Origin of the sequence: Streptomyces sp. NPDC053367 (genome assembly GCF_044545925.1) — a bacterium.
Taxonomy (GTDB): domain Bacteria; phylum Actinomycetota; class Actinomycetes; order Streptomycetales; family Streptomycetaceae; genus Streptomyces.
Window position 1 is genome coordinate 102,744 of sequence record NZ_JBITYN010000012.1, and the last position, 24,479, is coordinate 127,222.

At 71.4% G+C, this 24,479-nt stretch carries 27 protein-coding genes; 2 read left to right on the forward strand and 25 right to left on the reverse strand.

Annotation, left to right across the window (positions count from 1 at the left end; all coding sequences use genetic code 11):
• Nucleotides 1–4: 4 nt before the first annotated feature.
• From rlmN to rpsB, 7 genes are all read right to left on the reverse strand, one after another.
• Entirely contained in the window at nucleotides 5–1,111 is a 1,107-nt protein-coding gene (gene rlmN, locus ACIGXJ_RS30605; protein WP_399652176.1) for a 23S rRNA (adenine(2503)-C(2))-methyltransferase RlmN, read from the reverse strand.
• 49 nt (nucleotides 1,112–1,160) lie between these two features.
• Nucleotides 1,161–1,610, reverse strand: a complete 450-nt coding sequence (locus tag ACIGXJ_RS30610; RefSeq protein ID WP_399652179.1) for an SRPBCC family protein — start codon at nucleotides 1,608–1,610, stop codon at nucleotides 1,161–1,163.
• Nucleotides 1,611–1,778: 168 nt separating this feature from the next.
• Nucleotides 1,779–2,981, reverse strand: coding sequence for a phosphatidate cytidylyltransferase (locus tag ACIGXJ_RS30615; RefSeq protein WP_399652181.1), 1,203 nt, complete (start codon nucleotides 2,979–2,981; stop codon nucleotides 1,779–1,781).
• Complete coding sequence (frr, locus tag ACIGXJ_RS30620) at nucleotides 2,981–3,538, reverse strand: ribosome recycling factor (RefSeq protein ID WP_145867003.1); 558 nt, start codon at nucleotides 3,536–3,538, stop codon at nucleotides 2,981–2,983. Before frr ends, ACIGXJ_RS30615 begins: the two co-directional genes overlap by 1 nt.
• 186 nt (nucleotides 3,539–3,724) lie before the next feature.
• Nucleotides 3,725–4,483 carry a UMP kinase gene (gene pyrH, locus ACIGXJ_RS30625; protein ID WP_399652183.1) on the reverse strand — a complete coding sequence of 253 codons (759 nt, stop codon included), beginning with the start codon at nucleotides 4,481–4,483 and terminating at the stop codon, nucleotides 3,725–3,727.
• A gap of 195 nt (nucleotides 4,484–4,678) precedes the next feature.
• Nucleotides 4,679–5,515, reverse strand: a complete 837-nt coding sequence (tsf, locus tag ACIGXJ_RS30630) for a translation elongation factor Ts (protein ID WP_399652185.1) — start codon at nucleotides 5,513–5,515, stop codon at nucleotides 4,679–4,681.
• A gap of 150 nt (nucleotides 5,516–5,665) precedes the next feature.
• The gene (gene rpsB / locus ACIGXJ_RS30635) at nucleotides 5,666–6,565 is read right to left on the reverse strand and encodes a 30S ribosomal protein S2 (RefSeq protein ID WP_399652187.1); all 900 of its coding nucleotides are present in this window, start codon (nucleotides 6,563–6,565) and stop codon (nucleotides 5,666–5,668) included.
• A 270-nt stretch (nucleotides 6,566–6,835) separates the two neighbouring features.
• Here rpsB and ACIGXJ_RS30640 point away from each other — a divergent pair, with 270 nt between their 5' ends.
• Entirely contained in the window at nucleotides 6,836–7,414 is a 579-nt protein-coding gene (locus ACIGXJ_RS30640) for a murein hydrolase activator EnvC family protein (RefSeq protein WP_399652189.1), read from the forward strand.
• Between the two features lie 494 nt (nucleotides 7,415–7,908).
• Here ACIGXJ_RS30640 and ACIGXJ_RS30645 read toward each other — a convergent pair whose 3' ends face one another.
• The 17 genes from ACIGXJ_RS30645 to ACIGXJ_RS30725 form a co-directional block, all read right to left on the reverse strand.
• A complete protein-coding gene (locus ACIGXJ_RS30645) occupies nucleotides 7,909–8,466 on the reverse strand; it encodes a TetR/AcrR family transcriptional regulator (protein WP_399652609.1) in 558 nt (185 codons plus the stop codon).
• 82 nt (nucleotides 8,467–8,548) lie between these two features.
• Nucleotides 8,549–9,394, reverse strand: a complete 846-nt coding sequence (gene whiG / locus ACIGXJ_RS30650; protein WP_399652192.1) for an RNA polymerase sigma factor WhiG — start codon at nucleotides 9,392–9,394, stop codon at nucleotides 8,549–8,551.
• A 281-nt stretch (nucleotides 9,395–9,675) separates the two neighbouring features.
• The gene (gene dprA / locus ACIGXJ_RS30655; RefSeq protein ID WP_399652194.1) at nucleotides 9,676–10,830 is read right to left on the reverse strand and encodes a DNA-processing protein DprA; all 1,155 of its coding nucleotides are present in this window, start codon (nucleotides 10,828–10,830) and stop codon (nucleotides 9,676–9,678) included.
• Entirely contained in the window at nucleotides 10,827–12,452 is a 1,626-nt protein-coding gene (locus ACIGXJ_RS30660) for a YifB family Mg chelatase-like AAA ATPase (protein WP_399652196.1), read from the reverse strand. The genes dprA and ACIGXJ_RS30660 overlap by 4 nt, the downstream gene beginning before the upstream one ends.
• Nucleotide 12,453: 1 nt before the next feature.
• Entirely contained in the window at nucleotides 12,454–12,816 is a 363-nt protein-coding gene (locus ACIGXJ_RS30665; protein WP_399652198.1) for a YraN family protein, read from the reverse strand.
• 109 nt (nucleotides 12,817–12,925) lie between these two features.
• On the reverse strand, nucleotides 12,926–13,234 hold the full coding sequence (locus tag ACIGXJ_RS30670; RefSeq protein WP_005311352.1) for a DUF2469 domain-containing protein: 309 nt from the start codon (nucleotides 13,232–13,234) through the stop codon (nucleotides 12,926–12,928).
• A gap of 56 nt (nucleotides 13,235–13,290) precedes the next feature.
• The gene (locus tag ACIGXJ_RS30675) at nucleotides 13,291–13,812 is read right to left on the reverse strand and encodes an NUDIX hydrolase (protein ID WP_399652612.1); all 522 of its coding nucleotides are present in this window, start codon (nucleotides 13,810–13,812) and stop codon (nucleotides 13,291–13,293) included.
• Between the two features lie 40 nt (nucleotides 13,813–13,852).
• Nucleotides 13,853–14,602, reverse strand: a complete 750-nt coding sequence (gene lepB / locus ACIGXJ_RS30680; RefSeq protein WP_399652199.1) for a signal peptidase I — start codon at nucleotides 14,600–14,602, stop codon at nucleotides 13,853–13,855.
• A gap of 95 nt (nucleotides 14,603–14,697) precedes the next feature.
• Nucleotides 14,698–15,687, reverse strand: a complete 990-nt coding sequence (lepB, locus tag ACIGXJ_RS30685; RefSeq protein WP_399652201.1) for a signal peptidase I — start codon at nucleotides 15,685–15,687, stop codon at nucleotides 14,698–14,700.
• A complete protein-coding gene (gene lepB, locus ACIGXJ_RS30690; RefSeq protein ID WP_399652205.1) occupies nucleotides 15,575–16,678 on the reverse strand; it encodes a signal peptidase I in 1,104 nt (367 codons plus the stop codon). Before lepB (ACIGXJ_RS30690) ends, lepB (ACIGXJ_RS30685) begins: the two co-directional genes overlap by 113 nt.
• Complete coding sequence (gene lepB / locus ACIGXJ_RS30695) at nucleotides 16,671–17,387, reverse strand: signal peptidase I (RefSeq protein ID WP_399652208.1); 717 nt, start codon at nucleotides 17,385–17,387, stop codon at nucleotides 16,671–16,673. Before lepB (ACIGXJ_RS30695) ends, lepB (ACIGXJ_RS30690) begins: the two co-directional genes overlap by 8 nt.
• Before the next feature lie 45 nt (nucleotides 17,388–17,432).
• Nucleotides 17,433–17,783 (reverse strand): 50S ribosomal protein L19, encoded by a 351-nt coding sequence (gene rplS, locus ACIGXJ_RS30700; protein ID WP_030168262.1) that lies wholly within the window; start codon nucleotides 17,781–17,783, stop codon nucleotides 17,433–17,435.
• Nucleotides 17,784–17,923: 140 nt separating this feature from the next.
• On the reverse strand, nucleotides 17,924–18,757 hold the full coding sequence (gene trmD, locus ACIGXJ_RS30705; RefSeq protein ID WP_399652211.1) for a tRNA (guanosine(37)-N1)-methyltransferase TrmD: 834 nt from the start codon (nucleotides 18,755–18,757) through the stop codon (nucleotides 17,924–17,926).
• A complete protein-coding gene (gene rimM, locus ACIGXJ_RS30710) occupies nucleotides 18,758–19,300 on the reverse strand; it encodes a ribosome maturation factor RimM (protein WP_399652213.1) in 543 nt (180 codons plus the stop codon). It abuts the gene before it with no gap.
• Between the two features lie 82 nt (nucleotides 19,301–19,382).
• Complete coding sequence (locus tag ACIGXJ_RS30715; protein ID WP_030612780.1) at nucleotides 19,383–19,622, reverse strand: RNA-binding protein; 240 nt, start codon at nucleotides 19,620–19,622, stop codon at nucleotides 19,383–19,385.
• Between the two features lie 2 nt (nucleotides 19,623–19,624).
• Entirely contained in the window at nucleotides 19,625–20,047 is a 423-nt protein-coding gene (gene rpsP, locus ACIGXJ_RS30720) for a 30S ribosomal protein S16 (RefSeq protein ID WP_399652217.1), read from the reverse strand.
• A gap of 293 nt (nucleotides 20,048–20,340) precedes the next feature.
• Nucleotides 20,341–20,937, reverse strand: coding sequence for a hypothetical protein (locus ACIGXJ_RS30725; protein ID WP_399652220.1), 597 nt, complete (start codon nucleotides 20,935–20,937; stop codon nucleotides 20,341–20,343).
• 489 nt (nucleotides 20,938–21,426) lie between these two features.
• On the opposite strand from ACIGXJ_RS30725, the gene ACIGXJ_RS30730 reads away from it, so the two are divergent.
• Nucleotides 21,427–22,281: an SAM-dependent methyltransferase gene (locus ACIGXJ_RS30730; RefSeq protein ID WP_399652222.1), complete on the forward strand. Its 855-nt coding sequence runs from the start codon at nucleotides 21,427–21,429 to the stop codon at nucleotides 22,279–22,281.
• Nucleotides 22,282–22,428: 147 nt separating this feature from the next.
• Here ACIGXJ_RS30730 and ftsH read toward each other — a convergent pair whose 3' ends face one another.
• On the reverse strand, nucleotides 22,429–24,375 hold the full coding sequence (gene ftsH / locus ACIGXJ_RS30735) for an ATP-dependent zinc metalloprotease FtsH (protein ID WP_399652225.1): 1,947 nt from the start codon (nucleotides 24,373–24,375) through the stop codon (nucleotides 22,429–22,431).
• Nucleotides 24,376–24,479: the final 104 nt, after the last annotated feature.

Consider the following 24,479-nt stretch of genomic DNA (forward strand, 5'->3'; position numbering starts at 1 on the left):
CAGACTACCGCTCGGTCGCGGCGAGCTGACCACAGGCTCCGTCGATCTCCTGACCTCGGGTGTCCCGGATGGTCACGGGCACCCCGTGCGCCGCAATGGCCTCGACGAACGCCTTCTCGTCCTCGGGCCGCGAGGCGGTCCACTTCGAGCCGGGCGTCGGGTTCAGCGGGATCAGGTTGACGTGCACCGGCTTGCCCTTGAGCAGCCGGCCCAGCCGGTCACCGCGCCAGGCCTGGTCGTTGATGTCACGGATCAGCGCGTACTCGATGGACAGCCGGCGCCCGGACTTCTCGGTGTACTCGAACCCGGCGTCCAGGACCTCGCGCACCTTCCACCGCGTGTTCACCGGCACGAGCGTGTCGCGCAGCTCGTCGTCCGGGGCGTGCAGGGAGATCGCCAGCCGGCACTTGAAGCCCTCGTCGGCGAACCGGTGGATCGCGGGCACGAGCCCGACGGTGGAGACGGTGATGCCGCGCTGCGACAGCCCCAGCCCGTCGGGCGCGGGGTCGGTCAGGGCACGGATGGCGCCGACGACCCGCTTGTAGTTGGCGAGGGGCTCGCCCATGCCCATGAAGACGATGTTGGACAGCCGCGCGGGCCCGCCGGGCACCTCGCCGTCCCTGAGCGCGCGCATGCCGTCGACGATCTGGTGCACGATCTCGGCCGTCGACAGATTCCGGTCGAGACCCGCCTGCCCGGTCGCGCAGAACGGGCAGTTCATACCGCATCCGGCCTGTGAGCTGATGCACATGGTCACCCGGTCCGGGTACCGCATCAGCACCGACTCGACGAGCGTCCCGTCGAACAGCCGCCACAGCGTCTTGCGCGTGGTCCCCTCGTCCGTCGACAGATGCCGTACGACGGTCATCAGCTCGGGGAACAGCGCCTCGCGCAGCCTCTCCCGGGACCCGGCCGGAATGTCGGTCCACTCCTGCGGGTCGTGCGCGTACCGCGCGAAGTAGTGCTGCGACAGCTGCTTGGCGCGAAACGGCTTCTCCCCGGCCTCGGCCACGGCCTGCTTGCGCTCGGCGGGCGAGAGATCGGCGAGATGCCGCGGCGGCTGCTTGGCTCCGCGCGGCGCGACAAAGGTGAGTTCTCCGGGCTTGGGCATGGTGCTACCAGTGTCGCAGATCGTCATGAGTGACCCGCGACCCCGAGGATCAGGCGCCCGTGCGCTCCAACCGCTGCTTCAGCAGGGCCTCGTCCCGGGGCAGCTCCTTGCGGGCCTGGGGGCGGACGACGAGGGGGACCAGGGCCTTGCCGAGGCCGTGGCCCTCGAAGTCGACCTCGATGGTCACGCGGGAGCGGCGTCCGTCGTCGAGCGGCTCGATCTCGCCGTGGGTGCGCGGACGCACGGGCCCCTCTACGCCGTGCAGCTCCCAGCTGTGCGGCGGGTCGAGCGCGTCGAACTCCAGGGTCACCGGGATCTGCCGGGTGCCCACCCGGCGGGTGACCCGGACCCGGGAGCCGGGGTGGAGCGGCCCCGCTTCGAGCGGCTCGGCCGCGACCGCGCTCAGCTGCCATTCCGGCAGGTGGGCGGGGTCGGTGAGATAGGCGTAGGCGTCTTCCGGAGGGCAGTCGATGTCGATGGATTCACGGATGGCGGACATGGGTGGACCCCCTTTGCGGGCGTACACCGAAATCGTCCCACCGGGCACGCCCCCCGGCCACCACCGCAGGACGACGTACGGACCCCCGCCCCGCAGGGGCAGAGGTCCGTGAGCGAGCGCACCGCCGGACTCGCCGGCCGGAGCCGACGAACAGCACCGCCGGACTCGTCAGCCGGAGCCGACGAACAGCACCATCAGCAGCCACACCACGGGAGCAGTCGGCAGCAGCGAGTCCAGGCGGTCCATGATGCCGCCGTGACCCGGAAGCAGGGTGCCCATGTCCTTGATGCCGAGGTCCCGCTTGATCATGGACTCGCCGAGGTCGCCCAGCGTGGCGCTGGCGGCGACGGCGAGCCCCAGCAGCAGGCCCTGCCACCAGCGGCCGTCGTCCACCAGGAACTCCATGCACAGCGCACCGGCGACCATGGCGAAGCTCACCGCGCCGAACAGCCCCTCGCGCGTCTTGCCGGGGCTGATCCGCGGAGCGAGCTTGTGCTTGCCGAAGCGCCAGCCGATCGCGTAGGCCCCGGTGTCGCTGACCACGGTCAGCAGCAGGAACGTCAGAACGCGCCAGGGCCCGTCGTCGGCGGTCAGCAGCAGCGCGACGAACGTGGCGAGGAACGGCACGTAGAACGCCGCGAAGACGCCGGCGGTGACGTCCTTGAGGTAGCCCTCGGGCGGCTCGGTCATCCGCCAGACCAGCACGGCCAGCGCGGTGAGGGCCATCGCGACCCACGCGCCCTCGGGGCCCCGGACGTACCCGGCGACGACCATCGCCGCACCGCCCAGCGCCAGCGGCACGAGCGGCGCCTTGATCTGCTTGCGCTCCTGGAGCCGGCTGGTCAGCTCCCACAGACCGACGACCACGGCGACCGCGATCACACCGACGAACACGGCCTTGTAGACGAACAGCGACGCGACGATCACCGCGCCGAGCCCGACCCCGACCCCTATGGCCGCGCCCAGGTCACGGCCCGCGCTCTTCTTCTGCGGTGCGGGGGCCGGCTGCGGGGCGTCGGGCATGGGCTCCGGATTCTGCGGCACCGCCCCGTAGGGCTGCGCCTGCGGCATGTCGTACGGCTGTGCTTGCGGCGCCTCGTAGGGCCGCGCCGCTTGTGTCTCGTCGCGGAACAAGGGGCCGCTCAGCCGAGCGGCCCCCCGGTCGTCATCCTGGTCGCCGCCGTACCGGGGTACGGCGGGTCCGTCGGGCACGATGGGCATGGGGCGAGTCTGCTGCGCCTCAGGCGCATCGTACGCGGGACCCGCCGGGGCAGTCCCGTGGACGTACCCCTGGCCGGGCCCCTGGTCGGACGGCCCCCAGTACCCGGCCTGACCGGCCCTGGACGGCGCTCCCCAGGAAGAGTCGTTCATCAGACTTCGAGCAGCTCCGCTTCCTTGTGCTTCAGGAGCTCGTCCACCTGGGCGACGTACTTCGCGGTGGTGTCGTCGAGCTCCTTCTCCGCACGGCGGCCCTCGTCCTCGCCGACCTCGCCGTCCTTGATCAGCTTGTCGATCGCGTCCTTGGCCTTGCGGCGCACGGAACGGATGGACACCTTGGCGTCCTCGCCCTTGCCCTTGGCGACCTTGATGTAGTCGCGGCGGCGCTCCTCGGTGAGCTCGGGGAACACCACACGGATGATGTTGCCGTCGTTGCTCGGGTTGACGCCCAGGTCGGAGTCGCGGATGGCCTGCTCGATGTTGCGCAGCGCGCTCTTGTCGAACGGGGTCACGACGGCCATGCGCGGCTCCGGCACGGAGAACGAGGCCAGCTGGTTGATCGGCGTCGGCGCACCGTAGTAGTCGGCCACGATCTTGTTGAACATCGCCGGGTGCGCACGGCCGGTGCGGATCGCGGCGAAGTCCTCCTTGGCGACCACGACGGCCTTCTCCATCTTCTCCTCGGCCTCGAGGAGGGTCTCTTCGATCACCACTTGCTCCTGCGTGTCTTGAGTAAGGCCCGGCTGCGGTTCCTCGTCGGGGCGGCGGCCGGCTGCGTCGCGTCTTCTTGCACGGTTCCCGACCGGCAGAACATTGTCCATCCCCCGGTCAGGCTCCGGGGCATTACCCGGTCGGGCTCCGGAGGATTCCCCGGTCCGGCTCCGGGTGAATCCCGGTCAGGCCCGGTTGCCCTGGTCGCCCACCAGCGTGCCGATCTTCTCACCCTTGACGGCGCGAGCGATATTGCCTTCGGCCAGAAGCTCGAAGACGAGGATCGGAAGCTTGTTGTCGCGGCACAGCGTGATGGCCGTGGCGTCGGCCACCTTCAGGTCGCGGGTGATGACCTCGCCGTAGCCGAGCGCGTCGAACTTCACGGCGTCCGGGTTGGTCTTCGGGTCGGAGTCGTACACCCCGTCCACGCCGTTCTTGCCCATGAGCAGCGCCTCGGCGTCGATCTCCAGGGCGCGCTGGGCGGCGGTGGTGTCGGTGGAGAAGTACGGCATGCCCATACCGGCGCCGAAGATGACCACACGGCCCTTCTCCAGGTGGCGCACGGCGCGCAGCGGGATGTACGGCTCGGCGACCTGGCCCATGGTGATGGCGGTCTGCACGCGGGAGTCGATGCCCTCCTTCTCCAGGAAGTCCTGGAGGGCGAGGCAGTTCATCACGGTGCCGAGCATGCCCATGTAGTCCGAGCGGGCGCGGTCCATGCCGCGCTGCTGGAGCTCGGCGCCGCGGAAGAAGTTGCCGCCGCCGATGACGACCGCGATCTCGGCGCCGTCGCGCACGACCGCGGCGATCTCACGGGCGATCTTGTGCACTACGTCCGGGTCCACGCCCAGACCCCCACCGCCGGAGAACGCCTCTCCGGACAGCTTCAGCAGATACCGGCCGCGCACTTTGCCGTCGTCGCTCTTCTGGGCCTTGGTGGTCATGGAGATCCCGCCTCTTTCACGTGTTGCACATACGAAGAAGGCCATTGCCGTCTGGGGGTGTTCCCGTGCTCGGCAATGGCCTCCTCGTCAGATCTGCTGTCGTCCGTCACACGCGCGTGCGACGGCGTCCGCGGACGACTGCGGTCGACCCGGGCGGTGATCCGCCGCGGGTCGCGCGTCGGTCCCGGTACGGACTCAGATGCCGACCTTGATGCGCGCGAAGCGCTTCAGGGTGACACCGGCCTCGTCCAGAACCTTCTGGACCGACTTCTTGTTGTCGAGCGCGTACGGCTGACCGAGCAGCGTGGCGTCCTTGAAGAAGCCGTTGACCCGACCCTCGACGATCTTGGCGATCGCGGCCTCGGGCTTGCCCTCGGCGCGGGTGGTCTCCTCGGCGATGCGGCGCTCGGACTCGACGACCTCGGCCGGGACGTCCTCCTTGGAGAGGTACTTCGGCGCGAAGGCGGCGATGTGCTGGGCGATGCCCTTGGCCACGTCGGCGTTCGGCTTGTCCAGCTCGACGAGGACACCGATCTGCGGGGGCAGGTCGGGCATCGTGCGGTGCATGTAGGCGAGCACGAAGCCGTCGGAGTACTGGGCGAAGCGGTCGAGGACGATCTTCTCGCCGAGGTTGGCGTTGGCCTCGTCCACGAACGCCTGGACGGTCTTGCCGGGCTCGATCTCGGAGGCGAGCAGGGCCTCCAGGTCGGCCGGGGAGGTCGCGGCGACGTGCTCGGCGATCTTGTTGGCGACGGCCTGGAACTTCTCGCCCTTGGCGACGAAGTCCGTCTCGCACTTCAGCTCGACCAGGACGCCGGAGGAGTTGTCGTCGGCGATGATCGAGACCACGGCGCCGTTCTCGGCGGAGCGGCCCTCGCGCTTGGCGACGCCCTTCTGGCCCTTGATGCGCAGCGCCTCGACGGCCTTCTCGACGTTGCCCTCGGCCTCGTCCAGCGCCTTCTTGCAGTCCATCATGCCGGCGCCGGTGAGCTCACGGAGCTTCTTGACGTCAGCGGCGGTGTAGTTCGCCATGAGTCTGTGAGTCTTTCTCGAAGTCTGGAATCGGATCCGCGCGGTCGCGACCCGCGGTAGCGGTCGCGGACCGCGTCCGTCCTGCTGACCTACGGGTGGACGACGGGGGCGCACGTCATGTCGCGGCCCCCGTCGTCAGCACCGACGGTGTCAGGCCTGCTCGCCCTCGGCGGCCGGCGCCTCGGCGGCGGGGGCCTCCTCGGCGGCGGGGGCCTCGGCGGCCGGGGCCTCCTCGGCGGCGGGAGCCTCGGCGGCGGCCGGGGCCTCCTCGGCCTTCTTCTCGCCCTCGAGCAGGTCGCGCTCCCACTCGGCCAGCGGCTCGCCCGCGGCCTTCTCGCCCTTGTCGCCGGTGGCGACGCCGGAGCGGGCGATGAGGCCCTCGGCGACGGCGTCGGCGATCACGCGGGTGAGCAGGGTGACGGAGCGGATCGCGTCGTCGTTGCCCGGGATCTTGTAGTCGACCTCGTCGGGGTCGCAGTTGGTGTCGAGGATGGCGACGACCGGGATGTTGAGCTTCCGGGCCTCGCCGACCGCGATGTGCTCCTTCTTGGTGTCCACGATCCAGACGGCGCTGGGCACCTTCTGCATCTCGCGGATACCACCGAGGGTCTTCTCCAGCTTGGCCTTCTCGCGCGAGAGCACGAGAAGCTCCTTCTTGGTCAGACCGGACGCGGCGACGTCCTCGAAGTCGATCTGCTCGAGCTCCTTGAGGCGCTGCAGACGCTTGTAGACGGTCGAGAAGTTGGTGAGCATGCCGCCCAGCCAGCGCTGGTTGACGTAAGGCATGCCGACGCGGGTGGCCTGCTCGGCGATGGCCTCCTGCGCCTGCTTCTTCGTGCCGACGAACATGACCGTGCCGCCGTGGGCGACGGTCTCCTTGACGAACTCGTAGGCGCGGTCGATGTACGACAGCGACTGGAGCAGGTCGATGATGTAGATGCCGTTGCGCTCGGTGAAGATGAAGCGCTTCATCTTCGGGTTCCAGCGACGGGTCTGGTGACCGAAGTGGACGCCGCTCTCCAGCAGCTCCCGCATCGTGACGACGGCCATGGCCGTTCTCCTCGTGTTTCTCGGTTGTGCCGCGGGTGCCGGACGACACCCGCGCCTGACGCTCCCGATGCGCCTGCCGCGAAGGACCGAGGGGCGCGTGACACCGAGGGGTGACCCATCGGCGCCGGGGCGTGCGAAGTCGACCCGGTGGCCCGGGTCGCCACCAGAAGTGTACGGGACCGGAGAGGCGCCGGGTGACGCCGCTGTCCACAACCGGCCGTCGGTCCACAGGTCCGGGCGTGATCGGCGGCGGTGCGGGACGGTCGTGCCATGCGAACGATCCGATACGCGTCCCTGACCACATGGGCCCTGCTGCTGGCTCTGGCCCTGACCGTCCTGACCCCGGCCGCGCGGGCCGACGCCCCGCCGGCGACGCCCTCACCCTCAGGCGGGCCCGATCCCGTCCCGCCTCTCGCCCGCCTGTGGCCGGTTGGCCCGCGCCCTTCGGTCCTGCGCGGCTGGCAGCCCCCGGCGACGCCCTACGGCCCCGGCCACCGGGGCGTCGACCTGGCGGCGGCGCCCGGCACGGAGGTACGGGCGGTGGCGGCGGGCCGGGTGGCCTTCGCGGGGCGAGTGGCCGGCAAGGGGGTGGTGTCGCTGGAGCTGCCGGGAGGTCTGCGCACCACATACGAACCGGTACGGGCGACGCTCCCCAAGGGCGCCGAGGTGACGCCCGGCCAGATCATCGGCACGGTGGAGCCGGCGGGCTCCCACTGCACGGAGCCCTGCGTCCACTGGGGCCTGAGACGAGGGGACACCTACCTGAACCCACTCGGTCTGCTTCCGCCATGGCTCCTGCGCGCGGGGCCGTCCCGGCTGCTGCCGGTGGCCGGGGTGCCGGTGCCGTGACCGCCGTCCATCGCGGTGCGGGGGGCCGAGACCGCCAGTCTCCGTCAGGGGTGCCGTGCCGTGACCGCCGGTGTCCGTCCGCGGCGCCGGTACCGAGACCGCCAGTCTCCGTCAGGGGTCCCGGTACCGTGACCGCCGTCCATCGCGGTGCGGGGGGGCGAGACCGCCAGTCTCCGTCAGGGGTGCCGGTGCCGTGACCGCCGGTGTCCGTCCGCGGCGCAGGTACCGAGATCGCCAGTCTCCGTCAGGGGTGCCGGTGCCGTGACCGCCGTCCGTCGCGGTGCGGGGGGGGCCGAGACCGCCAGTCTCCGTCAGGGGTACCGTGCCGTGACCGCCGGTGTCCGTCCGCGGCGCCGGTACCGAGACCGCCGGTGTCCGTCCGCGGGCCGTGGTGGGCCGGTCGCGCAGTTCTCCGCGCCCCTGGGGACGCCCCGGCTGCGGGCAGTCGTGCCGCTGGGGCCGGGGATGCCGCCCTGCCTCAGCCCCGCTGCACCTCAGCCCCGGACGCCCCGCAGCACCATGGCCACCGCCGCGTCCGCGATCACGTCCGGGTCCTCCGCCGCCCCGAGCTCGACCCTGCGGACAGCGGCGTCGACGACGCCCTGCACGAGCATCGCCGCCAGCCGTGGCTCCCCGTGACCAAGCTCCCGCAGCGCGGAGACGATCATCGCCACGAGCCCTCCGTGCGCGGCCCGAATCTTCTCCCGGGCCCCCGCGTCCAGCTCACTGGCCGAGATCGCGACGACGGCCCGGTGCCGCCGGTCCCCCACCAGTTCCAGCTGGGCCCGTACATACGCCTCGACCTTGCCCTGAGGGGAATCCGCCCGGTCCATCGCCGCGGAGACCTCCGCGGCCCACACGGGAAAGTCGACCGCGCACAGCTCCTCGACGACAGCGGCCCGTGACCGGAAGTACTCGTACACGGACGACCGCGCCAGCCCGGTTCGCTCGGCGAGTGCCGGGAAGGTCAGCGCCTCCGTCCCGCCCTCGGACAACAGGGAACGAGCCGCGTCCAGCAGGGCTGCACGCTGCATCGACCGGTGCTCGGCCACGGAGGCCGCTCGAATCCTTGGCACGTCGACCACTGTACGGACGCGCCTCGCGCGGCGGGAGTGATCCGGTTCGCCGCCCGGCTCAGCGGCCGAAGCTCGCAAGCTTCGCCCGCAGCTGGAGCACGGACTTGGTGTGGATCTGGCTGACCCGGCTCTCGGTCACGCCGAGCACGTTGCCGATCTCGGCCAGGGTGAGGCCCTCGTAGTAGTAGAGCGTGACGACCGTCTTCTCGCGGTCGGGCAGCGTGTTGATCGCCCGCGCCAGGAACCGGCGCAGCTCCCGGTCCTCGGCCACCTCCACCGGGTTGTCGGCGGCGGTGTCCTCCAGCGTGTCCATGAAGCTGAGCCCGTCGCCGTCCTCACCGCCGACGTGCAGCAGCTCCTCCAGGGCGACCACGTTGGCGAGCGACAACTGGCTGAAAACAGCGTGGAGTTCCTCCACGGCGATGCCCAGCTCGGCGGCCACCTCAGTCTCCGAGGGGGTGCGGCGCAGGCGCGCCTCCAGGGTGGCGTAGGCGCGCTCCACGTTGCGTGCCTTCTGCCGTACCGAGCGCGGGATCCAGTCCAGGGCCCGCAGCTCGTCGATCATCGCGCCCCGGATGCGGGTGATCGCGTACGTCTCGAACTTGATCTCCCGCCCGATGTCGAACTTCTCGATCGCGTCGATGAGCCCGAAGACACCGGAGGAGACGAAGTCGGCCTGTTCCACATTGGGCGGCAGGCCCACGCTCACCCGGCCGGCCACGTATTTCACGAGCGGCGAGTAGTGCAGGATGAGCTGTTCGCGCAGCCGCTCGTCCCCGGTCGCCTTGTACGACCGCCACAGTTCGTCGAGCGTCGAGGGAGCGGGCGGCCGCACGCTGCCACCGTCGCGGGCTGCTGGGGGGACCGCCGCCGCCCGGTCGGACCCGGAGGTGTGCTGGGGCATTCGTCGCCTTGAGCCGTTCTGCCGTGAAGCTTGCGAAGTAGGGATGCCTGGGTGAGCTGTCGGTTGGGTGTCGATTGCCGGTATGCGTCCCGGAACTTCGTGAGCGTAGCGTGACTGCGGTGTCGCGGTGAGCGAAGAAAGGGTGGGGGCCGGTGCGCAGATACGTTCCGCTGACCGCCCCGCCGAGGTATGGCGGCCACGGCCCGAGACCGCCTCGACACGTCAACTCCGTGATTTCTCAAGGGGACTACGGCTTCCCCTGAACGGACGAACACGCTCGGTCAGCCTGGAGGGCGACCGGTGCGGAGCGAGATCATCGCCTGGCGTGTCAACTTCCAGCCGTCGCCGTGTCGTTCGACGTAACCCAGTGCTCTCAGTTCGTACAGTCTCGCGATCGCGTCGTCGTCGGTCGTCTGCGCGCCGAGCGCGATCTCGTGCGGCGCGGCGGTCCGGCGGGCGGGCAGGGCGGCGAGGACGCGCCGGGTGGCGGGGGCGAGCAGGTCGCGCGGCAGCACCGGGCCGCGCCGCTCCGGGGCGAGCTGACCCATGGCGCCGACCAGCTCGACGACCTCGGCGGCGTCGGTGACGAGCACGGCCTCGCCGCGCAGGAGTTCGTGCACGCCGGCGGAGAGTGCGCTGGTCGCCGGGCCGGGGACGCCCATGGTGTGCCGGCCGAGCCGCCCCGCCGCCCGCGCGGTGACCAGCGAGCCACTGCGGTGAGCGGCCTCGACGACCACGGTTCCCCTGGTCAGGGCGGCGATGACACGGTTGCGCAGGACGAATCTGCTCGGTGTCGGATGCTCCCGCGGCGGCAACTCGCCCACCACGAGACCCTGTTCCGCGATCCTCATGATCAACTCGGTGTGTCCGCGCGGGTAGGGCCGGTCGACCCCGCAGGCCAGGACGGCGACGGTGGCGCCGCCCGCGCCGAGGGCACCTCGGTGCGCGGCCCCGTCGACGCCGTAGGCGCCGCCGGAGACGACGACCCAGCCCTGCTCGGCGAGGCCCGCGGCGAGGGTGACGGCCATGTGGGCGCCGTACTCGGTGCAGGCGCGGGCGCCGACGACGGCGACGGATCTCAGGGCCCACACGCGCAGGCTGGGGCGCCCGCGCACCCACAGCCCGATCGGCCGTGCGTCGCCCAGATCGTCCAGCTGCCCGGGCCACTCGGGTCCGCCGGGGCAGACGAACCGCACGCCGGCCTGCCGTGCGAGGGCGAGGTCCCGCTCCGGTTCGGCCCGCCGGGCCCGCGCCAGCAGCCCGGCCCACCGGGTGGCGCTCACCCCCGGCAGGGCCTCCCCTCCGGCCCGTAGCCGCTCGACCACCTCCCCCACCCCGGCCTCTCGCACCCAGCGCCCGGCCACCTCGTCGCCGGGCTCGACGACCCGGGTGAGGAAGACCCGTCCGAGCAGCTCGTCGTCGCTCTCGTCGCTCATGCCGTCGCCCCGATGGTCATCGGCACGCCCCGCGGGACACCGGTGCGCAGTTGCAGGGCCAGCCCCACGTCCGCCGCGGTGGGCCGGTCGTGACCGAGGAGGTCGGCGACGGTCCAGGCCACGCGCAGCACCCGGTCGAGGCCGCGCGCGGTCAGCACCCCGCGCTCCAGGCAGCGCTCGGCCTCATCCAAGGCCCCGCTCGCGGCGTACCAGCGGCTGCGCAGTTCACGCCCGGGCACCTCGGCGTTGGTGCGCCACGGTGTGCCGGCGAGCCGGGCCTCGGCACGCTCGCGTGCCTGCCGTACCCGGTCGGCGACCACCTCGGTGGGTTCACCGCGGGAACCGCGGTCCGTCAGCTCGGCCCGGGTGACGCGGTCCACCTCGACCCGGAGGTCCACCCGGTCGAGCAGCGGCCCGGAGAGCCGGGCCTGGTAGCGGCGGATCGCCGAGGGCGGGCACTCGCACAGGGCGTCCGTCCGGGAGAAGCGCCCGCACGGGCAGGGGTTGGCGGCGAGCACCATGAGGAACCGGGCGGGGAAGCGGACGACCCCGGCGCTGCGCGCGATCACGACGTGCCCGGCCTCCAGCGGCTGACGTAAGGCGTCCAGCACCTGACCGCTGAACTCCGGGGTCTCGTCCAGGAACAGCACGCCCCGGTGCGACAGCGACACCGCGCCCGGCCGGGCGATGCCGGGGCCGCCGCCGACCAGGGACTGCATGGTGGCCGAGTGGTGCGGGGCGCAGTAGGGGGCGACGTCGATCAGCGGCTTGCCCGCGGGCAGCAGCCCGGCCACCGAGTGCACGGCCGTGACCTCCAGGGACTCCTGCCGGGTGAGCCGGGGCAGGATGCCGGGCAGCCGCTCGGCGAGCATGGTCTTCCCGGCACCGGGCGGTCCCTCCAGGAACAGGTGATGGCCTCCGGCGGCGGCGACCTCCACCGCCGTGCGGGCCGAGAGCTGGCCCACCACGTCGGCGAGGTCGTGCCCCGGGTCGTGCTGTGCGGCACCCACGCTGTGCATGCCGGTGGCCGCCCCGGTTCCCGGCATGCGCAGTCCGGCGAGCAGCGGGTCGGGGCGCCCCAGCTCGTCGGGGTCCTCGTCGGGCACGGGTTCGTCGGTGAGCACGGCGATGAGCTGCCGCAGACTGCGGACCCCGAGCACCGACACCCCCGGCACCAGGGAGGCTTCCGCGGCCGCGCACTCGGGCACGACCACCTGCTCGTAGCCCGCGTCGGCGGCGGCGAGCACGGCCGGCAGGATGCCCCGCACCGGACGCACCCTGCCGTCCAGACCGAGCTCGCCGATCATCACGATGTCGGCCAGGACACGTGGGTCGATCCGTTCGGCGGCGCCCAGGACGGCACAGGCGACGGCGAGGTCGAAGCCGCTGCCTGCCTTCGGCACCGACGCCGGGCTCAGCCCCACCGTCAGCTTCTTCTGCGGCCAGGCCGTGCCCGAGTTCACCACGGCGGCGCGGACGCGGTCGCGGCTCTCCGTGAGGCTCTTGTCCGGGAGCCCCACGAGGGTGAACGCCGCGACGCCGGGTTCGAGGTCGGCCTGGACCTCGACGACCACGCCCTCGACACCGACGAGGGCCACCGAACACGTACGGGCGAATCCCATGTCAGGCCACCCCCCGCGCGTGCTCGACGACGGGTGCGCCGCGCCGGGGCAGCAGCACGCCGACCAGGTCGATGCGGACGCCGCCCGGCGGTGCTCCCCCGTGCTGCTGGATCCAGCGCTCCGCGAGATTCCGCAGGCGTCGCGCCTTCTCCGGGTTCACGCCGGCCATCGGATGCTCGAAGTCCCCGCCCCTGCGGGTCTTCACCTCGCACACCACCAGGACGTCCCCGTCCCGGGCCACGATGTCGATCTCCCCGGTCCTGCCGCAGCGCCAGTTGCGCTCCAGGATCGCCAGACCGGCGTCGGTCAGCCGCCGGGCGGCCAGGGTCTCGCCGTACTTGCCGAGTGCACTTCGTGCGTTCATGTCGGCACCACCTCCGGCGCCAACGATCACGCAGCCCACCCGGGGCGAGTCGATCCATGTGCACAGGCGGGCGGCTGTGGATAACTCCGCCACCCGTTCGGGTGCGGCCTCAGCTGCCCGGCAGCTCCAGATCGCTCTTGTTCAGCTCCTCGATGTTCACGTCCTTGAACGTGAGCACCCGCACCTGCTTCACGAACCGAGCCGGCCGGTACATGTCCCACACCCAGGCGTCCGCCATGGACACCTCGAAGAAGACCTCACCCTGGACCGAGTGCACCTGCATCTCGTAGTCATTGGTCAGGTAGAAACGCCGCTCGGTCTCGATCACGTACTTGAACAGACCGACGACGTCGCGGTACTCGCGATAGAGCTTGAGCTCCATCTCGGTCTCGTACTTCTCGAGGTCCTCGGCGCTCATGGCATGTTCCCCTTCAGCCGTGCGATCCACCCATTGTGCGCCAGTCCCGAGGGCCCCTAGACGATTTCCGTGTCAAGGATGACGGGCCCGGCCGGGGGACCCTCGTCGAGCAGCGTGCGCAGCAGCCCGGCGAGCCTGGTCGGGTACACCGTCTCATGGGTCCGGGCCAGTTCCTCGCACGCCCACCACCTGGCCCCGGCGACGCTCCGCCGCTCCAGCTCCGTCAGCGCCGTCGCCCGGGTCTCGGTCTGCGCCGTACGGGCCAGGTAGTACCACTCGTCCTGCTCCCAGCGGCGCCCCGCGAACGGGAAGGAGCATCTGCGCCGCCACAGCACCGGGCCGAGTTCGACCTCGGTGATCCCGGTCTCCTCGGCGAGTTCCCGCAATGCGGCCTCTTCGCGCGTCTCGTCGCCCTCCACCCCGCCGCCGGGCGTGAACCACCAGTCGTCCGCCGGATCGGCCGGCTCATGACCGTGCAGCAGCAGAATGCGGTCCCGCGGATCGAGCAGCACCACCCGGGCGACCTTCCGCAAGCCGCCCTCGTACGCATCGACCGACCCGTCCTCCGGCGACTCCACAGACCCGGCCCCGTACGAGGACTGCGGTGCGTCCGTCGCCTCAGCGGCCACGAGTGCCTCCGACCCGCTTGGCGATCGGCCCGTACGCCGCGCCGAGCAGCACCAGCACGGCCCCGCCGAGGATCATGTAGACGATCACCTGGTACGGCCCCGGCTCGGACAGCTCGGAGCCCAGTGCCTGGAAGCCCGTCGGGCGCTCCAGCAGGCCGTTCATCGGCCACACGACGGCGTCGACCCTGCCGGAGACGGCGCTGCGCGCGACCGAGCCGCTGGCCGCGTCCTGGAGGTGGGCGGTGGAGTCCAGCGAGCCGTGCCGCTCGTCGCCGAGCAGGAACAGGCGGCCCTCGGGGACGGTCACCGTGGGGAAGGCGATGCTCTCCGCGGGCTCGCCCTCGGGCAGATACGGTTCCTCGATCTGCTTGCCGTTGACGGTGAGCATGCCCTCGGTGCAGCAGGCCACGGTGTCCCCGCCGACGGCGACGACCCGCTTGACCACGGGGGCGTTCGCCCAGTTGGGGTCCTTGAAGACGACGACGTCGCCACGGCGTATCTCGTCGCCGTCGACGCGCTGCGCCAGCACCCGGTCGCCCGCCTCGATCGTCGGGCTCATGGAGCCGGTGGGCACGGTGTACGGCCGGTAGACCACCGCTCCCCAGCCGAACCCGGCGAGGAACAGCACCAGGCCCAGCGCCACCACCAGCCCGGACAGCATCTGCCCGGCCCGGCCGCCGGCCGCCCGGTCGTCTGTACCGCCGTGCTGCGGGGCCGTACGTGTCGCGCTCTCACCCATGGGTCCGCACCCTACCCGGCGGTACGGGAAGCGGTCAGCCCCTCCTGCCGCGACCGGGGTCGTCGTAGGAGGGGCCGGCGCGGCAGCGGGAGGAGTCAGGGCCTGCGGCGGCGCCACACGGCGATGGGCAGCACGCCCACGAGCGCGAGGGCCTGCGGCGCGCCCGTCAGGGCCGGGGCGGCCGACGCCTGGTCGCCGAGACCGGGCTGGTCGAAGGTGTCCGGCACCGGCAGGGTGCCCCAGCGGTTGATCGGCCAGGCCTTGACGATGGCACGGCCGACGACCTTGTCCACGGGCACCATGCCCTTGTTGGCGTCCGCCTGGTTGTAGCGGGAGTCGCGGGAGTTCTGGCGGTGGTCGCCCATCACCCAGATGAAGCCCTCGGGCACCTTCACCTTGAAACGGCCGCCGGAGGTGTCGTCGCTGCACGGGGTGTTGCCCGGGTAGACGTACGGCTCGTTCAGCGCCTTGCCGTTGACCTTCACCGGGCCGGTGCCGGTGCACTCGACCGTGTCGCCGCCGACGCCGATGACCCGCTTGATCAGGTCCTTCTCCTCCGAGGACGGCATCAGGCCGATCCAGCTGAGGACGGTCTGCAGGGCGTTCGGGTCGGGCGTGGGCTCGCCGGCCAGCCAGTTGTCCGGGTCGTGGAAGACGACGACCTCGCCGCGCTCGGGCTCGGAGCCGAACCAAGGGGTCAGCTTGTCGACCAGCACCCGGTCACCCTGCTGAAGGGTGTTCTGCATCGAGTCGGACGGGATCGAGAACGCCTGCACCAGGAACGTCTTGATCAGCAGCGCCAGCACCAGCGCGATACCGATCAGGATCGGCAGCTCCTTCCAGAAGGAGCGCTGCTTCTTGGTCTGCCGCTCGCCGGGCTCGCCCGGCTCTCCCGGCTCCCCGGGTTTCCTCGGCTCGTCGCCCTGCGGTGCCTGCTCGCCCGTCACCGTGCCGTCCTCGGTCGTACCGGCGTCACTCCCTGGGTTCACGATGCTGTCCGCGGCCGCACCGGCCGCTTCCACGGGGCGTCCGCGGTGTTCCTCGCCGTCGTGTCCGGACCGTGCGCCAACCGCCACATCCCCCACGCCAACTCCTTACTCTGTGCCGCCGCCTGCGCCGTACGCGGTGCAGGCCCACCACTCCCATAACGAGCGGGAGTTCCGCAGGGCTCGGGAGCTGGGTCATTGCGTTCGGATCGTCGGGGGCAACCCTATGCGACAGCCGGGGAGCCGCGGTCGACCCGGGCGCCGAGTCGGGCACGGAGGCGAAGGTTTCCGGCTCCTCCAGACCCGTCCAGTGGCCGACGGGCCAGCCGATGACGATCGCCCGCCCCACCACCTCGTCGACGGACACGGTGCCGCCGTAGTCGGTGTCCTGGTGCGAGCGGGAGTCCGCGGAGTTGTCGCGGTGGTCGCCCATCACCCACAGCCGGCCCGGCGGCACGGTGACGTCGAACTTGGATTCGGAGGGGGCGTTCCCGGGATACAGGTAGTCGGTCTCGTTCAGCGGTACGCCGTTGACGGTCACCCGCCCCTGCGTGTCGCAGCACACGACATGGTCGCCGCCGACCCCGACGACCCGCTTGATGAGGTCCTTCTCGTCGTCGGAGGGCAGCAGGCCGATGAAGGTCAGCGCCTCCTTGACCTGCTTGACGACGACGGGGTCGTCCTTCTTCTGGGTGGGCTGCTCGTCCTGGAGCCAGCCGCCGGGGTCCTTGAACACCACGACGTCACCCCGCTCGGGCTCGGAGCCGAACCAGGGGGTGAGCTTGTCGACCAGCACCCGGTCGCCGATCCGGATCGTCTGCTCCATGGAGCCGGACGGGATGACGAAGGCCTGGACGAGGAACGTCTTCAGGACGAGCGCAATCAGCACCGCCACACCGATCAGGAGCGGGATCTCCTTGATCGCCGAGCGCCGCCTGCGCCGCTTGACCTTGCGCTGCAGCTTGCGCCGCTCGGCCCGGGTGCGCCCGCCGGACGGCCCGGCCGCACCGGACGCACGGCGGGTGCCGGTGGGCAGCAGTTCCTCGGCGGCACCGTCGGACGTCCCGCGCGGCTTTCCGCGGTTACCCATGCGCACCGCCGGACGCGGGCACACGCGCGTACGCGCCCGGACGTTCCAGTCGCGTCAGATGACCGACCGGCCATACGACGGACTCGGCCCGCCCGATCACCGCGGTGACGGGCACCATGCCGCCGCCGGGTGAGCCCAGGCGGTCGCGGGAGTCGCTGGAGGCGCTGCGGTGGTCGCCGAGCAGGAACAGCCGGTCCGCGGGCACGACGACGTCGAAGGACACCGTGGAGGGCCGGTCACCGGGATACAGGAAGGCCGACTCGTCGACCGGCCGGCCGTTCACCTCGATCCTGCCCTTCCTGTCACAGCAGACCACGTGGTCTCCCCCCACACCCACGACGCGTTTGATGTAGTCGGCGTCACCGAAGTACCCCGAACCGTCGAAGACCACGACGTCCCCCCGCTGCGGCTCGGCCCCGAAACGGTACGCCAACTTATTTACGAGAACGCGGTCCCCGATCCTCAATCCCCGCTCCATCGAGCCGCTGGGGATCTGGAAGGGCTGCGCCACGAACATGTTGACGAGCAGCAGGAACGACAGACAGACCAGCAGCGTGAGGGTGAACCGGCCGCCGGGCAGCCAGGACGTGATCCGCCCCGGCAACGCGAAACGCGACCGTCCCTCCGGCCCCCCGGTGTCCGAGGTCTCCTCGGATCCAGAGGGGCGGGAGGAGCGGTCGCGCTCCGTGTGCTGTGCTTCGGTGTCCATCGGGGCCAGATGCTATCCGGCCCCCATGTGAGCCCCGACGCGAGATCAGCTCTCGCGCTTCTCCTTGATCTTCGCCGCCTTGCCGCGCAGCTCGCGCAGGTAGTACAGCTTGGCGCGGCGCACGTCACCGCGGGTGACGAGCTCGATCTTCTCCACGATCGGGGTGTGCACCGGGAAGGTGCGCTCGACGCCGACGGAGAAGGAGACCTTGCGGACCGTGAAGGTCTCGCGCACGCCGGAACCCTGGCGACGGATCACCACGCCCTTGAACTGCTGCACACGGGAGCGGTTGCCCTCGATGACGCGGACGTGGACGTTGACGGTGTCACCCGGGCGGAAGGCCGGGACGTCGCTGCGCAGCGACGCGGCGTCGACGGAGTCGAGCAGGTGCGACATTTCGTCTGCTTTCTTCGCTGATGCCACAGGTCATCAACGGAAACTAGATCTTCTGGTGGGAACTGCCGTGCGTGTCGGTGCGGGCGTCGTGTCCCCCTGTGGCAGGTGGGGCGCACCGCCGGACGACGCACAACAGCGGCCTATTCTTCCACGTCCTCGACCCGCCGCCAAAATCGGCCGTACGGCTCGCCCTCCGGGTCCGGCGCCCAGCCCAGGATGGACAGCATCTCCCGGTCCTTCTTGTCGAAGGCCTTCGGGTCGCAGGTCTCGATCAGGTCGGGCCGGTTGGCCGTCGTGCGCCGGAGCGCCTCGTCGCGGCGCCAGCGGGCGATCTTGCCGTGGTGGCCGCTGAGCAGCACCTCGGGAATGTCCCGGCCGCGCCACAGCGGGGGCTTGGTGTAGACGGGGCCCTCCAGGAGGTTCGCCATCGCGCCGGGCGCGAAGGAGTCGTCCCGGTGCGACTCGGCGTTGCCCAGCACCCCGGGCAGCAGCCGGGCCACGGCCTCGGTGATGACCAGCACGGCCGCCTCGCCGCCGGCCAGGACGTAGTCGCCGATGGAAACCTCGTAGACCGGTATCCGGGTGGCGTACTCGTCGATGACACGCCGGTCGATGCCCTCGTAGCGCGCGGGCGTGAAGATCAGCCAGGGGCGCGCGGAGAGTTCCACGGCCAGTTCCTGGGTGAACGGGCGGCCGCTCGGCGTGGGCACGATCAGCGCGGGCGCGCCGGAGCCCGCCTCGTAGCCGTCGGCCAGGACGGAGTCCAGGGCGTCGCCCCACGGCTCGGTCTTCATGACCATGCCGGGGCCGCCGCCGTAGGGCGTGTCGTCGACCGTGTTGTGCCGGTCGTACGTCCAGGAGCGCAGGTCGTGCAGCCGGACGTCCAGCTGTCCACGCGCGCGTGCCTTGCCGACCAGGGAGACGTTCAACGGCTCAAGGTACTCGGGGAAGATCGTGACGACGTCGAGGCGCATCTACGCCTCGTCCCGGCCGGAGGCAACCTCCGCCTGGTCGTCGATCAGCCCGGGCGGCGGGTCGATGACGGCCCGCTGCTCCTCCAGGTCGATCTCGGTGACGATCTCCTGGACGAACGGGATCATCACCTCGCTGCCGTCCTCCCGCTCGACGATGAACAGGTCCTGCGAGGGCAGGTGCGAGATCTCGGTGATCCGCCCCACCTCGACGCCGTCCTTCGTCACCACGTCCAGGTCGATCAGCTGGTGGTCGTAGTACTCGTCCTCCTCCTCGGGCAGCTCGTCCGGGTCGACGTCGGCGATCAGGAGGGTGTTGCGCAGGGCCTCGGCGGCCGTGCGGTCGGCGACGCCCTCGAAGCGGAGGAGGAGACGGCCGCTGTGCACCCGGCCGGTCTCGATGGTCAGGGGTCCCGCGGAGGCGGGATCGGTGGCGAGTACGGCGCCGGGGGCGAGCCGCAGTTCCGGCTCGTCGGTGCGGACCTCGACCGTGACCTCGCCCTTGATGCCATGGGCACGGCCGATGCGAGCGACTACCAGCTGCACTGTGCTTGATCTCCTGTAGATACGACTACGGGCCGGGGACGGCCCAGTGGCCCTCCCCGGCCCGAGCCGGTGCTGCGTTACGTCAGCGGACGTCGTCCACGTCGACGAGGTCGACACGGACACCGCGGCCGCCGATGGCGCCCACGACGGTACGCAGAGCGCGTGCGGTGCGGCCGTTGCGGCCGATCACCTTGCCGAGGTCGTCCGGGTGGACCCGGACCTCCAGCACTCGCCCGCGGCGCAGGTTGCGCGAGGCCACCTGCACATCGTCAGGGTTGTCGACGATGCCCTTCACGAGGTGCTCGAGAGCCTCCTCGAGCATGCTCAGGCCTCGGCCGACTCGGAGGACTCGGCGGCAGCCTCGTCCTTCTTCTCCGCCTTCTTCTTCTGGGTGATGGCCTCACCCTTGCCCTCGTCGTCGCCGCCCAGGGCCTCGAACGACGGGCGGGCCTTCTTGGGCTCGGCGACGAGCAGCGGAGCCGGGGCGGGCTCGCCCTTGAACTTCTGCCAGTCACCGGTCTTCTTCAGGATGGCGAGAACCGGCTCGGTCGGCTGCGCGCCGACACCCAGCCAGTACGCCACGCGCTCGGCGTCCACCTCGATGACCGACGGGTTGTAGGTCGGGTGGTACTTGCCGATCTCCTCGATCGCACGGCCGTCACGACGGGTACGCGAGTCGGCGACGACGATGCGGTAGTGAGGCGAACGGATCTTACCGAGACGCTTGAGCTTGATCTTGACTGCCACGGGAGTGGATTCTCCTGGATTTGACGTGGTTGGGCACGGCGAGAGAGCCGCGTGGGGTTGCGGTACCCGAGTGCCCGATGGACGCGTCAGCCGGAGGAGAGAGGGGTCCTGTGCGGCTGTCGAGTACAGCTAGCCATTCTGCCACACCCGGCGGGTCCCCTCGGACCGGGGAGCCCCGCCGGGGGCCGTAAGGGCACGACTGAGGGGCACCCGGCGCCCAGAGGTGACAGACGCCGGATGCCCTGGAGCCCGGCCGCACCGGCAGCCACGAGATGCCGGTGACAGAGGCCCTCCTACGCCGCTCCGACCACCTCGGGAATCCGGAACGGCTTCCCGCAGCCCCCGCACACGATCGGCGCCTGGGCGAGGACGGACGGGACCACGCGGACGTTGCGACCGCAGTCGCAGACGGCCTTGACGCGGACGCCGCCGCCGGAGGAGCCATGGCGCGCGGCCGGGCCCCGGAAGGTGCGGGAGGTGTCGGCCGAGGTCGCCGCCAGGTGGGCCTTCAGGGCCCGCTGGAGGCGCTCGATCGTCGGGCGGTAGCGCCGCTTGGCCTCGGGGTTGAGCGTGACCAGCGAGAAACCGCTGCTCGGGTGCGGCTCCTCGGGGTGGTCCAGGCCCAGCTCCTCGGCGATCGCGAGGAATCTGCGGTTGTGGTACCGGCCAGCCCGGGAGGTGTCGCGCACTCCCCGGGCGGCGGCGATGCCGTGGACTGCCTCATGGAGCAGCCGTTCGAAGGAGAGTTCGTGACCGCACGCGGACGACGACTCCCCGATCAGGGACTCGGGCGCGGCAAGGTCCGGCAGCTCGGGGTGGTACCGCTGAATGTCGGCCCACGCCTGTGCCAGCTCTGCGGCGAGAACAGGTGGTGTCTGTGTCGTGCTCACGTAATGACAACGAGCCAGGGCACCGCTGTGTTCCTATTCCGGGGCATCCCAAATAATTTGCACGTACCCGTCAGTTGCCGCTGATGCGTCCCGACGAGGGCGGGTGCGCTGATCTGCGGAGAAGCCACGCAGCTCCTACCAAGCCGGTGCGTAGCAACCTCTACGACCCGACGTGTAGAGCAGTCGGCGACGGTGGCCCGCGGATGCGCAAGACGCGTTTCGGCCGCCTCCGGTATCCCACCCAGCGCACGGGGCCACAGCGACGTTACCGGGCGCCCACCGCGCCCCTGACACCGCCCCGTCCCGGCTCAGGTTGCGGGCGCGTGAATTCTCGCCACATGGGCGGCCGGCCCCCAAGCCGGGCCACACGACCACTGGACGCCACCGCGAGCCGGGAGTTACCTGGCATACGGGGGAACAGCGAGCGCACGGCACGCGGGCCACGCGAACCGGCCCGGCAGAAGACTCTTCGCGGATTGGGGCGCTTTGATGACACCTACGCTCGTGCGGCAGCACCAGCCTCATACGGGGGCGCGTCCCCGTGTGGACCTGCGGGCACGCGCGCGTGACTGGTCCGAGATCCAGGAGCGGATGCTGGTCCCGCTCTACGAGGCCGTCTACGAACGGCTCGACGTGGGACCGCCGACGCGGCTGCTGGGCCTCGGCTGCGGCAGCGGCCTCGCCCTGCTGCTCGCGGCCTCGCGCGGTGCGGCCGTCACCGGTGTCGACGGCTCCTCCCCCGAACGGCTCGACCTGGCCCGGCAGCGCCTGCTGCCCGGCTCGGGCCCGCACGCGCGCGTGGCCGCCCGGCTCGTCGAGGGCGCGCCCCGGGACGCGGCCGGGCCCGAGTCGGCGCCGTACACGCTGGTCACGGCGTTCGAGCCGGTCGGCAGTCTGGACGGTGACGCGGAGGGGCTCGGCGAGCTGCTCGCGGCGGCGGCGCCGCTGGCCGAGCGCGGGGCGCCCGTGGTGCTGACCGGCTGGGGCCCGCCCGAGCGGTGCGCCACCGCGGGTGTGCTGCGCGCGGTCCTCGGTCCCGCCGAGCCCGCGCGCGGCAGCGGCGGCTGGCGTCCCGCGCTGCGCGACGAACTGGAGGAGGTCGCCCAGCGGGCGGGCCTGCGCCCGGACGGCTCGGGGCGGGTCGCCTGCCCCTTCGGGTACGCCGACCTCGACAGCGCGGTGCGCGGAATGCTGTCGACGGGCCTGTTCGACGGGGCCCTGACCGGGGACGACCGCGAGCAGGTGGACAAGGAGCTGGCCGAGAACCTGCACGCGCACCGGCGGGTGGACGGCACGGTGTGGATGCCGAACGTCTTCCGCTACCTGATCGCCCGGGTGCCCTGATCCCGCCCCGGATCCCGCCCCGGATCCCGCCCCGGACCCGTCACGCTCCGGACGTGATCCGGTCCCGATCCCGCCCTGATCCGGTGGTGATCTTGTCCTGATCCGTTCCGGACCTCCGACAGTCCAGGCCGGTTCTCGACCGTTCGGCTACCCGCCGCCCTCGGTGTCCTTCGACAGCCGGGTGACCCCCGCGATCCGGTACGCGTCCGCCTCCTCCAGGGTCTCCCGCTCCAGCAGCGCCCGCGCCAGCGCGTCCAGCTGCCCGCGGTGGTCGCGCAGCTTGCGGCAGGCCTCCTCGTAGCAGTCGTCGACGATCCGCCGCATCTCGCCGTCGATGACATCGAGGGTCTGGGGCGCGGCCGCGAGCCCGTACGCCTGCTGGGCGTCGCCCGGCAGGGCCGACAGCCGGCCCACGCGCTCGCTCATGCCCCAGCGGGCGACCATCCCGCGTGCGATGCCGGTGACCTGCTCCAGGTCGTTCTCGGCGCCGGTCGTCACGACCCCGAAGACGACGTGCTCGGCCGCCATGCCACCGAGCGCGCCGATGATCCGGCCGCGCAGATAGTCCTCCGTGTACGCGTACTTGTCCGATTCCGGGGTGGACAGCGTCACGCCGAGCGCCCTGCCGCGCGGCACGATGGTGATCTTGCGAACCGGGTCGGCGCCCGGCTGGAGCATCCCGAGCAGCGCGTGCCCGCTCTCGTGGTACGCCGTCCTGCGCCGCTCCTCCAGCGGCATGACCAGCGGCCGTTCGGCACCGAGCTGCACCTTCTCCAGCGCCTCCGACAGGTCGGACCGCGTCACCTGCCGCTGTCCGCGCTTGACGGCGAGCAGGGCCGCCTCGTTGGCGAGGTTCGCCAGCTCCGCGCCGGTCATGCCCGGTGTCGTACGGGCGACATGGGCCAGGTCCACGTCGTCGGCCAGCGGGATCTGCCGGGTGTGGATCTCCAGGATGGCCTCCCGGCCGCCGCGGTCGGGCGGCGAGACGTTGACGATCCGGTCGAAGCGGCCGGGCCGGGTCAGCGCCGGGTCGAGGACGTCGGCGCGGTTGGTGGCCGCGATGACGATGACGCCCTCGGAGCCGGAGAAGCCGTCCATCTCGGTGAGGATCTGGTTCAGCGTCTGCTCACGCTCGTCGTGCCCGCCGACGGTCCCCCCGCCGCCGCGCGCCCGGCCGATGGTGTCGATCTCGTCGATGAAGACGATCGACGGCGCCACCTTGCGGGCCTCCGCGAACAGCTCCCGCACCCGGGAGGCGCCCACGCCGACGATCATCTCGATGAACTCCGAGGCCGACGCCGAGAAGAACGGCACCCCCGCCTCTCCCGCGACCGCCCGCGCCAGCAGCGTCTTGCCGGTGCCCGGCGGTCCCGCGAGCAGCACACCGCGCGGCATCTTCGCGCCCATACGGCGGTAGGCGTCCGGGTTCTTCAGGAAGTCCACGACGTCGTTGAGCTCGCCCGCGACCTCGTCGATGCCGGCCACGTCCGCGAAGGTCGTGCGCTTGTCGCCCGCCTCCAGCTCGACCGGCTTGGGCGGCGCCTTGCGCCCGAACACGCCGCCCGGGCCGCCCATCCCCTGACGCATCCGCCGCGCGATGACGATCCACACGACGACGATCAGCAGCATCGGTGCCAGCGAGATCAGCAGGTTGGCCAGAAAGCTGCGCTGCTGGACGACCGGCTCCGCCGTCACCGTGACCTTGTTCCTGCTGAGGTCCTCCCACAGCCGGTCGTCCGCGAAGGACGGCCGCTGTGTCTTGAACTTGGTGTAGGTGCCGTCGTGATCCGGCCGGTCCCGCTTCTCCTTGAGCTGCCCCTGGATCGCGTCGCCCTTGGAATAGATCTTGCTGACGTTCCCGGCGTCGACCTGCCTGCTGAACTCCGTGTACGAGATCGTCGGCTCGTCCCCCTCGCCGAAGAACGACAGCACGAGGTTGGCGATCAGGAACACGATCAGCGCGGTGAGGGCCAGGCTCCACCAGCCGCCCCGCAGCCTGCGCCCGCCCGACGGCGGTCTCGGCGGCTCCTCGGGCGTGCCCTCGGTGCGCCAGGGCTGCTCGGGCGACTTGCGCGGCGGCGCCGGGTTGGTCATATCGGGACGTTACGACAGGAAAGCCGCGCAGGCATGCGGATGTACGACGCCGGAGTGCGGCCCTCCGCGAACGCCCTGGGGGCGCCCTCCGTGACAGAGGGCGC